This window comes from Oxalobacter formigenes (assembly GCF_002127965.1).
Classification (GTDB): domain Bacteria; phylum Pseudomonadota; class Gammaproteobacteria; order Burkholderiales; family Burkholderiaceae_D; genus Oxalobacter; species Oxalobacter formigenes.
Map to the genome: position 1 here is coordinate 1,240,374 of NZ_CP018787.1, position 16,286 is coordinate 1,256,659.

15 protein-coding genes are annotated in these 16,286 nt (G+C 51.9%); 7 read left to right on the forward strand and 8 right to left on the reverse strand.

The window, feature by feature from the left end; all coding sequences use genetic code 11:
- Positions 1-4 precede the first annotated feature (4 nt).
- A complete protein-coding gene (locus tag BRW83_RS11970) occupies positions 5-844 on the reverse strand; it encodes an energy transducer TonB (RefSeq protein ID WP_005880757.1) in 840 nt (279 codons plus the stop codon).
- Between the two features lie 169 nt (positions 845-1,013).
- Here BRW83_RS11970 and BRW83_RS05930 point away from each other — a divergent pair, with 169 nt between their 5' ends.
- The 3 genes from BRW83_RS05930 to BRW83_RS05940 all read left to right on the forward strand — a co-directional run bounded on the left by BRW83_RS05930 (position 1,014) and on the right by BRW83_RS05940 (position 4,852).
- Positions 1,014-2,216 (forward strand): multidrug effflux MFS transporter, encoded by a 1,203-nt coding sequence (locus tag BRW83_RS05930; RefSeq protein ID WP_005880756.1) that lies wholly within the window; start codon positions 1,014-1,016, stop codon positions 2,214-2,216.
- A 242-nt stretch (positions 2,217-2,458) separates the two neighbouring features.
- A complete protein-coding gene (locus BRW83_RS05935) occupies positions 2,459-3,232 on the forward strand; it encodes a hypothetical protein (RefSeq protein ID WP_036602943.1) in 774 nt (257 codons plus the stop codon).
- On the forward strand, positions 3,233-4,852 hold the full coding sequence (locus BRW83_RS05940) for an autotransporter family protein (protein ID WP_005880755.1): 1,620 nt from the start codon (positions 3,233-3,235) through the stop codon (positions 4,850-4,852).
- Positions 4,853-4,967: 115 nt separating this feature from the next.
- Here the strand turns inward: BRW83_RS05940 and lplT are convergent, their stop codons facing one another.
- On the reverse strand, positions 4,968-6,221 hold the full coding sequence (gene lplT, locus BRW83_RS05945; RefSeq protein WP_005880754.1) for a lysophospholipid transporter LplT: 1,254 nt from the start codon (positions 6,219-6,221) through the stop codon (positions 4,968-4,970).
- 270 nt (positions 6,222-6,491) lie between these two features.
- Here lplT and alr point away from each other — a divergent pair, with 270 nt between their 5' ends.
- Positions 6,492-7,571 carry an alanine racemase gene (gene alr, locus BRW83_RS05950; protein WP_005880753.1) on the forward strand — a complete coding sequence of 360 codons (1,080 nt, stop codon included), beginning with the start codon at positions 6,492-6,494 and terminating at the stop codon, positions 7,569-7,571.
- 39 nt (positions 7,572-7,610) lie between these two features.
- Entirely contained in the window at positions 7,611-8,981 is a 1,371-nt protein-coding gene (radA, locus tag BRW83_RS05955; RefSeq protein WP_005880752.1) for a DNA repair protein RadA, read from the forward strand.
- Between the two features lie 45 nt (positions 8,982-9,026).
- On the opposite strand, the gene BRW83_RS05960 is transcribed toward radA, so the two are convergent.
- The 6 genes from BRW83_RS05960 to cadR form a co-directional block, all read right to left on the reverse strand.
- The gene (locus BRW83_RS05960; protein WP_005880751.1) at positions 9,027-9,584 is read right to left on the reverse strand and encodes a DapH/DapD/GlmU-related protein; all 558 of its coding nucleotides are present in this window, start codon (positions 9,582-9,584) and stop codon (positions 9,027-9,029) included.
- Between the two features lie 59 nt (positions 9,585-9,643).
- On the reverse strand, positions 9,644-10,156 hold the full coding sequence (locus BRW83_RS05965) for a cyclophilin-like fold protein (protein WP_231284488.1): 513 nt from the start codon (positions 10,154-10,156) through the stop codon (positions 9,644-9,646).
- 203 nt (positions 10,157-10,359) lie between these two features.
- Complete coding sequence (locus BRW83_RS05970) at positions 10,360-10,806, reverse strand: rhodanese-like domain-containing protein (protein WP_196793299.1); 447 nt, start codon at positions 10,804-10,806, stop codon at positions 10,360-10,362.
- Between the two features lie 170 nt (positions 10,807-10,976).
- Complete coding sequence (gene hpnE, locus BRW83_RS05975; protein WP_315897803.1) at positions 10,977-12,299, reverse strand: hydroxysqualene dehydroxylase HpnE; 1,323 nt, start codon at positions 12,297-12,299, stop codon at positions 10,977-10,979.
- Entirely contained in the window at positions 12,286-13,122 is an 837-nt protein-coding gene (gene hpnD / locus BRW83_RS05980) for a presqualene diphosphate synthase HpnD (protein ID WP_005880744.1), read from the reverse strand. Before hpnD ends, hpnE begins: the two co-directional genes overlap by 14 nt.
- Positions 13,123-13,232: 110 nt before the next feature.
- Positions 13,233-13,745: a Cd(II)/Pb(II)-responsive transcriptional regulator gene (cadR, locus tag BRW83_RS05985; protein ID WP_005880743.1), complete on the reverse strand. Its 513-nt coding sequence runs from the start codon at positions 13,743-13,745 to the stop codon at positions 13,233-13,235.
- A gap of 153 nt (positions 13,746-13,898) precedes the next feature.
- Between cadR and BRW83_RS11975 the strand changes: the two genes are divergently transcribed.
- Positions 13,899-14,225, forward strand: coding sequence for a hypothetical protein (locus tag BRW83_RS11975; protein ID WP_231284487.1), 327 nt, complete (start codon positions 13,899-13,901; stop codon positions 14,223-14,225).
- Positions 14,174-16,243: a heavy metal translocating P-type ATPase gene (locus BRW83_RS05990; protein WP_231284486.1), complete on the forward strand. Its 2,070-nt coding sequence runs from the start codon at positions 14,174-14,176 to the stop codon at positions 16,241-16,243. Before BRW83_RS11975 ends, BRW83_RS05990 begins: the two co-directional genes overlap by 52 nt.
- Positions 16,244-16,286 lie beyond the last annotated feature (43 nt).

Here is a 16,286-nt window from a genome sequence, read left to right on the forward strand (position 1 = left end):
TTATTCAGTCGTCCAGCGAAAACCGGATTGGCTGGGCATACCAGTAAGGTATCGGTTTGCCGTTTCGTCTGGCTGGCACATAGCGCCAGTGGCGCACGGTTTTCATGGCCGAGTCGTCCAGTCTGAAAAATCCACTCGACCGTTTCAGTTTCACTTCATCGACCCGGCCATCTGCCAGAATGTGAACCGAGAGAAGGACGGTGCCTTCTTCAGCCATCCGGCGCGAAACGGCAGGATACGGCGGTTTGGGATTGCTGAAAAAACCGGCTTCCGAGTAAGGGCCCGAAAACCCGCTGCCACCTTTACCCGAACCACCGGCCATGTTTGTGCCGCTTGCGCTTCCTTGTCCTGATCTGTTGTCCGATCCATTGCCTGTACCGGCTGCCGTTCCCGGACTGCCTTGTGATGAGGCCGCCGAAGCCGGTTTGGCTGTGCCTGTGGCACTTCCTGCATTTTTTCCCTGAGTCGAAAGAGGAGCCGAAGAAGAATTCTTTATCAGTTTTGCATCGGAAACAGCTTCCGATGGTACGGTTTGCCTTTTTTCTTTGCGACGGCCGGGTTCATCCGTTTTCGTTTGTTTTTCCATGCCGGGTGACCCACCAGCGGCCTCCGGAGCGCCAGTTTCTGCGCCTTTTTCACCGTTTCCTGTTCCGGAACCTCCGGAAAGCAGTATCCCTGTCATTGGAGGCATGATCCCGGATTCCGGTTCATTTCCATTCAAACCGATCCAGCCGACCAGAAGAAGGTGACAGGCGAGCACCGCAGCCAGACTGATTTTCAATTCCCTTGAAAAGGAAAAGGTCTCTGTGCGTATGGGAAATGGCGGGTTCTGTCCTGAATTCATCGAAAAAAAGCCTGAAAAGGAATACTGTAAGAGTAGTAAACAGATATTAGGCAATAACAGCGGCTATTGTATCGTCGAAAGCCATCGAAGAATATATGATAGAACAAGCCACTTGCCAGAAAGCATCGCTGCAGAGTATAAAGACTGTTTTTTCCTGCTTCTTACAGATATGAGTGAGGTTTTGCAAACGGATAAACCGGTCAGGATGAATTCCCGGCTGTTTTTACTGATCGCGATGGGCATGATGTCCGCGTTCGGGCCGTTTGTCACCGATTTTTATCTGCCCGGTTTGCCTGCTTTGGCTGCCTGGTTTGGAACGACGACATCATGGGTACAGTTGAGCCTGACAACCAGCATGATGGGACTGGCTGGCGGTCAGCTGATCATCGGCCCTGCCAGCGACAAATATGGCAGAAGAGGGATGTTGCTCATCTCGATGGCACTATTCATTGTTTCGACGGTTGCCTGCCTTTTTTCATGGAATATTGAATCCTTCGTATTTTTCCGGGTTTTTCAGGGGATTGCCGGAGCGGGGGGCGTTGTCATTTCGAAGTCAGTCGCAGCCGATCTGTATCAGGGCAAGGAGCTGGCGGATTTCTTTTCGCTTTTGATGGTCATTAACGGACTGGCGCCGATCATCGCGCCGGTTGTCGGCGGTTTTGTCATGAAATACACCGACTGGCAGGGTATTTTCCTTATCCTTCTCGGAATCGGTGTGATCCTTTTTATCGTGTCTCTGGTTTTCAGGGAATCGCTTCCGAAAGAGCGACGCATTGCAGGAAGCATTTTCAATTCATTCGGCAATTTCATCCCGATCATGAAAAATGGCCGCTTCATGAATTACGTCTGGATACAGATGTTTGCGATGGGTGTTTTTTTCACCTATATCGCCTCGTCCCCCTTTCTGATTCAGGAATATTTTCATCTCGATGCATTCATGTACAGCCTGTGTTTTGCCATCAATGCATCGGGCATGATTGTCGGCAGCCGTCTGACGCCGCGTTTCGACCGGGTTTTCAATGCGCTTTCAACAGGAGTTTACTGGCTGGCCGGTTCCAGCCTGTGTTTCGTCATCGTTCTGGTTTTGGGCTGGTCGTTTTATCTGCTTGAAGCGCTGCTTTTCCTGATGATGGTGGCGCTGGGCATGATCTTGCCGACCTCCACATCGCTGGCGCTGACACTGGAAAGGGCCAAAGCCGGAAGCGCTTCAGCCATCATCGGCTTTTTCCTGTTCATTTTCGGAGCCGTCGTTTCGCCGCTGACCGGTTTTGCCGACATGATTTTGTCCATCAGTGTCATGACACTGGTCTGTTGCGGACTTTCCCTCATTTTTCTTGTTATTGCCAAAAAACGGCTCAATACGCCGGATTGATGCTTTTTCCTGACTGAACGACTCCCTTGGGGAAGGTGTTTTTACACTCGAAAAGCATTGTGTTTTCAATGCACAAGCGTTGTAAATGCAGCAGTTTTCAATGTCACGTTTTTAAGAAATCACAGATGGTCTGACCGAATTCCCCTTTAATCGGGAGTAATTGGATACATATCAAGTTTTCACGTTTTGTCCTGCGCTCTAGTAGTGAAGTCTTCGTTTACAACCAATACAGGACTTCAGCAATGATAAATAAACGCGTCATACCTTTTGCAGTCCCTTTATTGTTAAGCTTATTGATATCCAATCAGGTTTTTGCCGACGATATGTACGGCGAGATCGTGACGGACGATATTGTCTATGACAATAAAGTGATCCAGGTAGATAAACCGGCTGTGCCGGACGATGGCGGTTCCAGTACCGGGATTTTCATCAATTCTTCTACATACGATCCCGTAACGGTCCAGATTAATGATTCCCTGAAAATCAATGTCACTAACGGAACGTCTTTGGGACAGACAACGGGCTTTTCTTCCGGGGACGACATTACGGTTACCGGAAAGAACATGGAAGTTTCCGCAACCGGCCAGGCTACCGGTACCGTCGTTCATGGCTTGTACGTACTGAATACGGTCAATCCCGGAACGCCGAGCAGTGCCAACTTTTCTGTCGATAACCTGACGGTCAGTGCCAATGCGCCGAATACTGAAGCCCGCGCTATCGAACTGGGCCGGGACATGAATATCGAAATGCGGGGTAAAACGCTCGATGTCCATGCGACCGGAAATAATGCCATTGGCATATATAGCTGGAGTCTGGCCGGGGATGCCAACCACACCGCCAACCTTCAGTACGATACGGTTAACGTCGAGGTCGGTGGAGCGGGACGGACAGGCACCTGGTATGCCTACAACGGCATCTGGGCAAGTGAAGGCGTTGTCAATATCGATGCCAAAACGACCAACGTTTCCGTCAATGAAAACAATAATGTCGATGCCCATGCCCTGATTGCCAATTGAGTGGATGGCGCGATCAATATTACAGGTGACGCCAATATCAGTGCCGTCAACGGTAACGGCCTGACCTATGCCGCCCGTGTATTCAGTAACGGGAAAATCAAGATGGGCGATTATGGTACGGACGATGGTGCAACCCGTGTCGTCAAGGGACACATCCTTTCGCAGAACAGTGGCGACATTACCCTGAGCCTGACGAATAATGCGTCCAGCCTGACCGGTCGGGTCGTCGAGGCGGACGGTACGACCCATCTGACCGCGATAAACGGGGCAACGTGGAATGTGGCGGGCAACAGCCGGGTCACCAATTTTTATACCGGGAATAATGCCATCATCGACATGACGTATCTGCCCGGTAACTTCCAGACCTTGAAGATCGACAATCTGGAAGGTTCAGGGGGCTCGCTCTTCAAGCTCAAAACCGATATCGAGGGGGATGCATCCGATACGATCAAGGTCACTAACGGTACAGGCACCAACCGGATTCTCGTTCACAGTGTCGGTGCCGAACCGCAGCGCGAACGGATGAATACCTATCTGGCTGAAGTGGCCTCCGGCGACGCTTCATTCGTGCTGGAAAACCGGGCACGGCTGGTCGATGCCGGTACTTACGTTTATGACCTGCATAACGAAACCAATGCCAATACCGGTGTCGGAACCGGCTGGTATCTGCAACGTACCGAACGGGAAATCCTGTCGCCTACGGCGGAAGCGGTCGTGACGCTGACAGGGATTGCTTCTTCCTATTCGATGTGGCACAGCCAGTTGGCCGATTTGCGCAAGCGTATGGGTGAAATCCGTTACGACGAGAAAAAGGACGGTTTCTGGTTCCGGGCATTTGGCCAGAAGGACAAGCTCGACGGTCTGGAAGATACCCGTTTCTCTCAGGACGTTTATGGCGCTTCAGCCGGTTTCGACCGTTTGGTCAAGCAGGATGCCAATAATGACTGGCTTTTCGGTGTCAAGGGCCAATATACGAAAGCCGATCAGGATCTTCACGGATTATGGGGCGGCTCGGGCAAGAACGAATCCTTCGGACTGGCAGCCTATGCGACATGGAAACATACCGATGGCTGGTATGCTGACGGTGTGCTCTCCTGGGATCGGTATCATCAGAAAATCAGTGACCACATGCTCGACGGTACGCCGGTATCGGGTTCGTACAACCGTTATGCGCTCGGCGCCAGTATCGAGGCAGGCCGCCATTTCAAACTGGCCAATGACGTGTTCATCGAACCGCAACTCCAGTTGTCGTATTTCTGGCTGAAAGGCAAGAATTTCACGATGGATAACGGTTTGGCAGTCGATACCAAAAATGCCGATGTCGTAACAGGCCGTGCCGGTCTCGTCCTGGGCAAAAAATGGGAAATCAGCAAAAACCGTTATGTCCAGCCTTACGTGAAAGGCGGTGTTATCCATGAATTCACGGGCGACGACAAAACGATCATCAATGCCGACAACGTTTTCAAAGGCGATATTTCCGGTACCCGTCCATATTACGGTCTGGGCATCGACTGGAAATTCAACGATCAGGCACGTCTCTATGGCGAATTCGAACGTCAGGATGGCGACCATGTCCGGTCTCTCTGGAATGTCAATGTCGGTCTGAGAGTATCGTTCTGACCGTTTTTGTTTCATGAAGGCGATGGTGCTTCCACCATCGCTGTGCATTGGCGGCAGGATATAAAAAAACGGGATCTCGTATCCCGTTTTTTTGTTTTTCCCGTTTTAAGGAAAATCAGTGACGCTTGTCTTCGCCGATCAGGTGGAGGGAATCCTGTTTTTTCTGGTTACAGGCATGCCAGTACATGACGAGCAACATGGTCAGGGTGACGAAACTGCCGAAAAGGATAATGATGGCATTGGTGGACAGGTCAAGTGCGATCAGGAGTGAATAGACACCCAGCATTGTCAAAATAGACAGGTTTTCGTTGAAGTTTTGTACGGCGATAGAGCTACCGGCAGACAGAAGTACATGACCCCGATGCTGGAGGAGGGCATTCATCGGCACGACGAAGAATCCTGCGAGGCCGCCGACAAGGACGAGAAGCGGATAAGCGAGCCAGACGGAATGTACCATCGTCATGACCATGACGACGATGCCCATGGCCGCGCCGAGTTTCATGACCTTGAGGGAATTTTTCAGTTTGATGAATCTGGCTGCCGAGACGGCGCCGATGGCAATGCCGACCGCGACGATCCCCTGCAGAAAGGCGGCCTTGTCCAGTGGCAGGCCAAGAGCATGTTGCGCCCATTTCAGCACGATAAACTGGAGTGTCGCGCCTGCTCCCCAGAAGAGGGTGGTGACGGCCAGTGAAATCTGGCCAAGCTTGTCGTGCCAGAGAGTGGTGAAGCTGTGATAGAAACTTTTCAGCAATGCGGCAGGGTTGAACGACTGTTTGGCATATCGCGCGCCGGGATCGGGAATACGCAGGTTAAAGAGCGCAGCCAGAATGTAAACCAGCATGATGACGGTCAGCGCGGCAATGGCCGGGGTAGCTTCCGCGAAATGGATCAGGCCGACCAGAAAGGCGGAAACGTGAGGGTTGATCAGCGCACCGCCCAGAACGGTTCCGAGAACGATGGAACTCACTGTCAGTCCTTCGATCCAGCCATTGGCGACGACGAGTTTTTCGGCTGGCAGCATTTCTGTCAGGATGCCATATTTCGCTGGGGAATAGGCGGCAGCGCCAAGCCCGACGATAGCGTAGGAAATCAGGGGATGAATGCCAGCGAAAATCAGGCTGCAACCAATGAATTTGACCGTATTGGTGATGAACATGACGCGGCCTTTTGGCATCGAATCGGAAAAAGCGCCGACGAAAGCCGCCAGACAGACGTAAGAGAGTACGAAGAACAGCCGTAAAAGCGGCGTCATCCAGGCCGGAGAATCCATTTGGGCCAGAATGGCGATGGCAACGATCAGAAGCGCATTGTCCGCCAGCGAGGAAAAGAATTCCGCTGCCATGACAGCATAAAAGCCACGATTCATATATTACGGTCTTCTATAAACGTCAAAACCTCAAGTTTACAATATTAAGGATGGCCGGGTCAGATTTTTTTGTATTATGGAAAACTTCCAGATCGTTCTTCCGGCTGTCTTTTTTCATATTGTTTCAGGGCGAGATTGCCTCCCGCAAGGATGGGGGGTAATATGCTTTTATTTGCAGATAAGCCCGATTTCCGGGAGCCAGAATGGCTTGATCCGTATCGAATCACCCCGCAACGAGGCGGGTTTTATTTTTATTTGACAGTTTTTCCCATGACCAGACCTTTAGTTGCCAATATCGACATCGCTGCCATGCAGCATAACCTTTCCGTCGTCCGTTCCACTGTCCCGAGAGCAAAAATATGGGGCGTCGTCAAGGCAAATGCCTACGGTCATGGTCTTGAACGTTCCGTTCGGGCATTGAACGATGCAGACGGTTTTGCACTGATCGAAATGGAATCGGCCATTCACCTGCGTGAAATCGGCTGGAAAAAGCCGATATTGCTGCTCGAAGGTTTTTTCTATGCCCATGAATTGCCGATTCTGGCCCGTTATAACATCGCTTTTGCCGTTCACTGTGACGAACAGATCGACATGCTCGAAAAATCCCGTCTCGATTTGCCGGTGGACGTTCACCTGAAAATGAATACGGGCATGAACCGGCTCGGTTTTCTTCCTGCAGAATATTCCAAAGCGTATGAACGCCTGAAAAAAATCCCGAATGTTCGGGAAATTTCCCATATGACCCACTTCGCCAACTCTGAAGTGTCAGGACATAAAAAAATGTCCGTTGAAGAACAATTGAAGCGCTTCGATTCCGGATCGGCCGGATTGCCGGGCGTTCGCAACCTGTCCAATTCCGGCGCCATTTTGCTCCATCCACAATTGCGCACCGACTGGGTTCGTCCCGGTGTCATGCTTTACGGTGGCACACCGGGTGGCAAGACAGCGGAAGAATACGGTCTGAAGCCGGTAATGACCCTGTCCAGCGAAATCATCCAGATCCAGAACATCAACGAGGGCGATTCCGTTGGCTACGGCAGTATATTCACCGCAACCGGCCCGATGAAAATCGGTGTCGTCGCCTGTGGCTATGCCGACGGATATCCCCGTATGGCTCCGGAGGGAACCCACGTTATTGTCGATGGCGTGAAAACCCGTCTGGTCGGGCGCGTCTCGATGGATATGATCACGGTCGATCTGACGCCTGTGAAGGACGCCCACGTCGGCAGCAAGGTAACCCTGTGGGGCAATGAGTTGCCGATCGACGAGGTCGCAGAAGCGGCCGGTACGGTCGGATATGAACTCATGTGCGCCCTGTCATTGCGCCCGAGAATCGTGGAATGCTGGTAGAGGCATTCATTTAACGGCACACCTCATTGAACGAGATTTATGGCTAAAGCGAAAATCCAGTATACCTGTACCGAATGTGGCGGCATCAGCAGCAAATGGGCAGGCAAGTGCCCGGCCTGCGGGCAATGGAATACATTGGTCGAAACGGTCATCGAGTCCTCTGCCAACCGTTTTTCAACCAATCGTCAGGGAATTGCACAGACGGCACCGGTCCTGTCCCTAGCCGATATCGACGCAATAGACGTTCCCCGTTTCGAATCGGGTATCAATGAGTTCGACCGGGTACTCGGCGGAGGACTTGTGTCCGGCGGGGTCGTCCTGATCGGCGGCGATCCCGGTATCGGCAAATCGACACTGCTTTTGCAGACACTGGTCAATCTGGCTCAACACAAGAACGTGCTCTACGTCAGCGGGGAAGAGTCCGGCGCGCAGGTCGCGCTTCGCGCCAAACGTTTGGGGCTAACTGCCCAGAACCTCCAGTTACAGGCTGAAATTCAGCTGGAGAAAATCATCGGCACGCTGGACAAGCTGAAACCGGAAGTCGCCGTGGTCGATTCGATCCAGACCATTTATTCCGATGCGCTGACATCCGCTCCGGGGTCTGTCGCACAGGTCCGGGAATGCGCTGCCCAGCTGACCCGTTTTGCCAAACAGTCGGGTACGACGATTATCATGGTCGGGCATGTCACCAAGGAAGGGGCACTGGCAGGCCCCCGCGTACTGGAACATATCGTCGATACCGTCCTGTATTTCGAAGGCGATGCCCATTCCAGCTTCCGCCTGATCCGCGCGTTCAAAAACCGTTTCGGGGCGGTCAACGAACTGGGCGTTTTCGCCATGACGGAAAAGGGATTGAAGGGGGTATCCAATCCGTCTGCCCTGTTCCTCTCGCAGCATCAGCGCGAAATCGCCGGTTCCTGCGTCATGGCGACGCTGGAAGGCATGCGGCCGTTACTGGTCGAAATTCAGGCTCTGGTCGATGCATCCCCGACCCCAAACGCCCGCAGATTGTCTGTCGGGCTGGAACAGAACCGGCTGGCGATGCTGTTGGCCGTCATGCACCGGCATGCCAATATCGCCGCTTACGATCAGGATGTTTTCATCAATGCGGTAGGCGGTGTCAAAATCAGCGAGCCAGCTGCCGATCTGGCCGTTTTGCTGGCCATCAATTCATCCCTGCGGAACAAGCCCTTGCCGAGAGGACTCGTTGTTTTCGGCGAAGTCGGGCTTGCCGGTGAAATCCGGCCTGCGCCGAGAGGGCAGGATCGCCTGAAAGAAGCGGTCAAACTCGGTTTTTCAATGGCGATCATTCCAAAAGCCAATGCACCGAAACAGCCGTTTGAAGGTCTGACTGTCATTGGCGTTGAACGGATCGATGAAGCGTTCGATCGCCTGCGGGAGCTTCAGTAACCGGATGGATGCATAAAAAGCCGGATATTGTCGATCCGGCTTTTTTTATGGGATCTGTTTGATCACTTTTGCCGGTACGCCTGCCACAATTGTGTTGGGAGGCACGTCTCTTGTCACGACAGCTCCGGCAGCCACGACGGCGTTTTCACCGATCGTCACACCGGGCAATATCGTCGCTGCCGCTCCGATCCAGACGTTTCTTTTAACGACAATCCTGTTGGAGATGAGTGTTCTCCGTTTCGTCGGATCAAGATCGTGGTTTTCCGTAATCAGGTTGACCCGTGGCCCGATTTTCACCTCGTCTTCAAGTATGATGCCGCCCCTGTCCATGAAAGTGCAGGCATTGTTGACGAACACGTTTTTGCCGACTTCGATGAATTTGCCGAAATCGGTATAAAAAGGCGTCCGGATTTCGGCGGTATCGTCGATTTTCGCGCCCAGTCGGCGCAAGAGGTTGAGGACTTCGACAGGTGTGTGATAAACGGTATTGATTTCTCCGGTTATCCGTCTTGCCAGTTCAAGAGCATCTTGCATTTCTTTATAGTCTGCGTCGCCGATACTGACCGGCTCTCCCGATCTGGACCGTTCAAAAATATCTTTCATATTATCCTCATTAAATTGTCATCTTGTCTGATCAAACACTCTCTTTATTACTGGCCTGATCATTGGTCTGTATCGAGGCTTATCGTGACAGAATGGCTTGTTGTCAGCTTTGAAATTCCGTCATCGTCTGTTTTCCCCAATTGCACCAGACCCGGTGAATACCGAAAATCACGATAGAAAATGCACAGATTTCCCCAGGGAGCGTAAAAGGCGATATCGCCCTTGTGAGGTGTGTATCCGTTTGGTGCTCCACTTGTGGACAGCCCTTTTGGCAATCCCGCAATTTTTTCCGTTTTGTTAAAGTCTTCCAGCATCAAAGTGAGTGGCAACAGGGCAATAAAATCCTTTGCGCTTGCATTATCGTATAGCCTTGCATGAACCACTCCCTTATCCGTCATAATATTCAGTTTCATGTTCATCAAGCTGTCTGAATGATCGGGAATCCGGGTTTGTTCAGGCGTTTTAACAGTACGATTCGTTGAAAAACGGGCGGTATCACCCGAGTCGGAGGAACAGGCACTGGAGGACAACACCAGCCCGGGCAGCACCGGGATCATCAAAATCTTTTTCATATTTTCCATTTGCCGAAGTTGTCATCGAAAACGGATTGCTGGCGGAAAAAATTTCCGATAGGCGTTTTATAAACGTATCCGCTATGGAAAAAGTATGCTCTTGCGGGAGAGGAGAGGCCAGATACAATCATGCCTGATGATTGCCTGATTCTCTCACCAGCAGAAAAAAACGGCATAAAAGCCGTCTGATAGTGGGAAGGATGTTATTCCTGTGACCAGGGAAGTTTTCTGAAACGCCAGCCGTTGATGTGATTACGCTGCATGTTTTCGTCCAGATCGCCCTCAAAACCTTCCATGATATTGAAAACACTGGTGTATCCGGCAAAGGTCAGGGCTTCGGCAGCACCGGCCGAACGTTTTGCACTCCGGCACAACATCAGGATATTGGCATCCTTGCCGAGTTGTTTGGAAGCTTCGCTGATGAAACTGGGATTTTTGACCATGGAATTCCCGCACATCCAGGGAATGAGGATGGAGTCAGGGACATAGCCGACGAATTTGTGTTCTTCCTGCGTACGGACATCGACAATGACAGCGGCATCGGCGCAAACGAGAGCCCATGCTTCTTCAGGAGTGACTGCACCGGCGCATAAAAGGTTCTGCTCTTTTGCGCGCGCTCTGGCCCGGTTCAGAATCTCTTCGGGAGTCATTTTGAATACATCGGATAAAATGCCCGACTGGTTTTGGGGAGCAGACTCGTTGAACATGTCTATTTTCCTTGATATAACAGCCGACACTAAAATATTGCAAAAATTACAACAAAAAACCGGCCAAAAATTTATTTCAGGAAAAATTATACATCAAAAATATTGTCAAAACGTCATTTAAGTTGTCTTTTTGACAAAATTTTTGCGCACGCGATTCCGCTGGAAATGGCGGATTCAAGGGTGGCGGGATAATCCTTGCGTAGATAATCGCCTGCCAGAAACAGGCCATTTTTTTCAGTCACTGCGGCAGGTCTTTCAAGACCAGGCGTACAGGAAAAAGTCGCTCTTTTTTCCGTAATGATGCGGCTCCACAGAGGTTTTTCCAGTTCGGGGCGTTTGAACGCTTTAGCCAGTTGTCTGGCAATATCCGCGTCGAGTGTTCCCTTATCGGCTTCGTCGACAGCAGATGAAACGCTGACGACGACTGCCAGAAGTCCAGGCTGGTCATGCATGAGGTGTCCACGGTCGAAAACGTATTGTCCCCATTCCTTTTTGTCAGGATTGTCTGTCAGGGCATAGAAAGGTCTGTCCAGACGGACGGATTCGGGATATTTCAGGTAACAGGTTGAAATCGGTTCGAATTCGAACTGCGAAAGCAGCGATACATCGATTTTGTCTTTCAGAAGGCTTGCTGCGCCAGCAGCGGACGTGGCCACAATAACGGCATCATACCGTTGATTCCCGTCTCCATTGACCGTCCAGCCGGTTTCATCATGATCCAGTTCGCGGACGGTTTCTCCCATCCTGATTTTCCCTCCATGCCGTGTCAGGTGGTCAATGGCCTTTTCAGGAAAAATGGCTGAGAGATCCATTTTCGGCAGAAGCATGTCGGAAGCATGCCTTCGTGCACCAAGACTGTCTTTCAGAATGGACAGGAAAACCTGTGCCGAAGCCTTTTCCGGCGTCGTATTCATCGACGCCATACAGAGAGGGCGCCACAGAAGGCCATACAATCTCGGGGTTTGCCAGAATTGTTCCAGCAGGCGGACTAGCGGCCGGTCTGTACCGATATCCCAGCGGATATGGCGGCAGGCGGTAAAAAAACGGGCCAGCGCGATCTTGTCTTCCCAGGCCAGCCCTTTCGTTTTGAACAGTCCGACAGCGAGATGCAGGGGGGCGGGCAGGCGCGGGGTCTCGAAATTCATGGCGCCCGAAAGAGGCGGGTAATGCATTTGCAGGGGCAGGCGTAAAAAGGCGGCATCCGTGTCGATTCCGACCTGTGCCATCATTTGCAGTGTTTTCGAGTAAGCTCCAAGGAGGATGTGCTGCCCGTTATCGAGAGTCATTCCTTCAATAACGGTCTTTCTGGCGCGGCCACCCGGAATACGAGAAGCTTCAAAGAGGGTGACATCAAAACCATTGTCGATTGCCTCGACGGCTGAGGCGCAACCTGCCCAGCCGGCGCCGATAATGGCGACCCGATCATTCATCGACATATGCCTTCCAGGCCAGCCAGAGTTTTTTCGTTTTTGTCAGGGAAACGTGTTCCGTCAGTACGGGAAAATCCTTCTTTTTGATTTGCAGAAGCAATTCGCGATAAATGGAAGCCATCATCAAGCCCGGTCTTTGCGATTGCCGGTCTTCTTCAGGCAGCAGGGCAAAAGCCTCGTCGTACAGGGAAAGGGCACGTTTTGCCTGAAAATCCATCAATTCCGAAAATTCCGGGGTATAACGGGCTTTTTCAAGATCGTCTTCAGTCACCCCGAACTCTTTCAATTCATCGGCAGGCAGGTAAATACGGCCGATTTTGATGTCTTCGCCAACGTCCCGGATAATATTCGTCAGCTGGAATGCCAGCCCGAGCTTTTCGGCGTATTCCCCGGTTTGCGGGTTTGTCAGTCCGAATATCCGGGCAGCGAGAATTCCGACGGCACTGGCCACATGCCAGCAATATTTTTTGAGGTCGTCAAAGCTTTCGTAGCGAACCTTGTCCAGATCCATTTCCATGCCATCGATAATGGCCAGCAAAAGGTTGACATCCAGATTGAAGGCTTCGAGATGAGGAAACAGGGCTTGCGTGATCAGGTGGTCAGGTCTGCCTGCCTCCATTTCGGCGATTTCCTTGCGCCAGCCATCGAGTTTGAAACGTGCCTGGGCGGCATCCATGGTCTGGTCATCGACAATATCGTCCACCTCACGACAAAAGGCGTAAAGAGCCGTGATGGCTTTACGGCGGTCTGCAGGGAGAAAACGGAAACTGACGTAAAAACTGGAACCGCTTGCCGCCGCTTTCTGTTGGCAATATTCGTCAGGCAACATAAGCGCAGGAATGAATGAAAGTCTTCATTATCCCGTAAAAACAGTCTGGAAACAAACTGTTTTCAGAGAGGAAAATGGCATTTTTCCCAAATAAGCGGCAAAACCGGTTTTCATTCCTTCACCGCTATGGAATTTTTTTTCTTTTTCGAGGCGATGTGCAAATCACCGCCATGCGTGGCATGAACGTGCGTCAAAGGCATTTCATTCTTGATCGCCATTGCCGTACAGGTTTTGGAACAGGAAAGGGCATTCAATATGCCGCAACTGGCGATATCTTTTGCGTCGCGACACTGGTCTCTCAGGTTCTTGAGCTGTTTTTCCAGTTTTTTCAGGTCCCTGATCCGTTCAGCCACATGGCCGATATGCTCGTCCAGAAGAGCATTGACCCGGTCACAGCTTTCGTCGGGAATATCCTTGAAGTGGAGAAGAATCCGGATTTCATCCAGAGTCATGTCGAGTGAGCGGCAATGACGGATGAAGAGCAGGCGTTCGACATGGGCATCGCTATAAACGCGATAATTGCTGTCGGTGCGGCCGATTCTGGGCAAGAGCCCCTCTTTTTCATAATAACGGACGGTTTCTACCTGCATTCCGGTTTTTTGTGCCAGTTCTCCGATCTTCATGGATCAAGTCCTTTTTCAGGTTTTCAAACGATCTTTATTCCTGTCGGAATCGCCGTATCGGAATCATATCGCAAATACCGGATTATTGCCTCTTGACTCTGAAGTGACTACAGGGTTTTTAATATGTGTCAATGAGGAGAAATACCATGGCACATGAACATTCGAAAGATCATCGGCACGAGAGTGAACACGATTGCTGCCCGCATGGACACAGGCACGAAAACGGACCTGACCATGAGCATGTCCATCACGTTCATGAAGAGGTGCATAGCCATCAGCACGAGCATGAACATGACCACACTGGGGGGCATGGGCATTCGCACGATTTTTCCTGTGGCAGTTGCGCCTGTTCGGGACATGGCCCGGCTGCAGAACCTCCTTTGGCGTCGCGACACCCGAAAGGACACGCTGTTTTTTATATCGACAGCATGGATTGTTCCGTCGAGGAAAACGACATCCGGCAAATCCTTGCGAGGGTGAACGGCATCCGTGGCCTGAATTTCCAGCTGGCTTCGCGGACGCTGTCCATTGACGCCAACAGGGAAATTGTCGAAAAGAGTGTTGCCGCGATTAAAAAAGCCGGTTACAAGCCTGAACCGATTGTGACGGAAGGCCCTGAAATCAGTGTTCCCAAAAAAGAAGACCGTGTTTACCATCTCTGGCTGGCGCTCACCATCGCGATTGCCGTCGAGATTCTGGATTTTGCCGGAGGCGATCTTCTATCCGTCAAGATCGGGGGTATGGCTCTGTCGGCTGTCGCAATCTGGCTGTCCGGGTTTACCACCTACCGCAAGGGTCTTGCCGCCCTGATGCAGAGGCGTTTCAATATCAATGCCCTGATGACGGTTGCCGTGACAGGCGCTTTCCTGATCGGCCAGTGGCCGGAAGCGGCTATGGTCATGGCCCTGTACGCCATTGCCGAACTGATCGAGGCGCGTTCTGTCGATCGGGCTCGCAATGCCATTCGCAATTTGCTGGATTTGACACCGCCGACAGCGGAAGTCAGGAATGCGGAAGGTATCTGGACTGCCATTCCCGTCAGGGATGTGTCTCTTGCAACACTTGTTCGCGTCCGTCCGGGCGGCCGGATTCCACTGGACGGCATTGTCGAAAACGGTCATGGAACGGTCGACCAGTCGCCGGTGACAGGAGAAAGCATTCCGGTCGATAAAAAACCCGGCGATCCGGTTTTTGCCGGAACCATCAACGAGTCGGGCATGATCGAATTTGCCGTCACGGCACTGGCATCCGACACCGTCGTCGCTCGTATCATCAAGGCAGTTGAGGAAGCGCAGGAAACCAGTGCGCCGACCCAGCGTTTCGTCGATAAGTTTGCCGCTGTCTATACACCTCTGGTCTTTCTGTTCGCTCTGGGCGTTGCCGTCCTGACGCCGTTTCTTTTCGGCTGGACGTGGGGGCAAGCAGTGTACAAGGCGCTCGTCATGCTGGTCATCGCCTGTCCATGCGCGCTGGTCATTGCCACCCCGGTCACGGTTGTCAGCGGTCTGGCAGCTGCCGCCCGCAAGGGGATTTTGATGAAGGGCGGCGTCTATCTTGAAGAAGCACGGAAAATAAAAGTCGTTGCACTGGACAAGACCGGCACGGTTACGGAAGGCAAGCCGCGTTTGCTGACCGTCAGGATTATTCCGTCGGTTTTTTCTGAAGATGAAGTCCTGTCATGGGCGATGGGTTTGGCAGACAGCTCAGCCCATCCCGTTTCGAAAGCCATTGCATCCGGATTGAACCGGACGGCGAGAGCGGTTGCCCAATTTTCGGATTTGCCGGGAAGAGGGGTGAAAGGAACGCTTGAAGGTCATCCGCTCATTATGGGCAATCACCGGTTGATCGAGGAAAAAGGCCTTTGTGTTCGGCAAGTGCATGAACAATTGCTCGAATTCGAAAAACAGGGTTATACCGTCACGGTTCTGGCGTCAGAAGCACAGGTGCTTGCCATTTTTGCCGTCGCCGACCGAATCAAGGAAAGTTCCCGTGAAGCGCTGGCCGAACTGAAAAAGAAACATATCGTCGCCGTCATGCTGACCGGCGACAATGAAACGACGGCACGGACAATCGCCGATGAAGCGGGCATTGAAAATGTCCGTGGCAATTTATTGCCGGCTGAAAAAATGGATGCCGTGCGTGAACTTCAGAAGCAATATGGCGTGACAGCCATGATCGGGGACGGCATCAATGACGCGCCTGCGCTCGCTCATGCCGATATCGGTATTGCGATGGGGGATGCCGGAACCGATATTGCAATGGAAGCGGCCGATGTCGTGATCATGAACGACGATTTGCGCCGTATCCCGCAAATGATTGACCTGTCGGCCAGCACGTATTCCATTCTCTGGCAGAACATTATGATCTCACTGGGCATCAAACTCGTTTTCTTCGGACTGGCGCTGTTCGGCATGGCGACGATGTGGATGGCCGTTTTTGCCGATATGGGCGCCAGCCTGCTGGTTCTGATGAACGGGCTGCGTGTTTTGAGAAAATAGAGAGCGGTGGCGCTTAATGTGAGTAAAATAGCGTCAGAAAGAA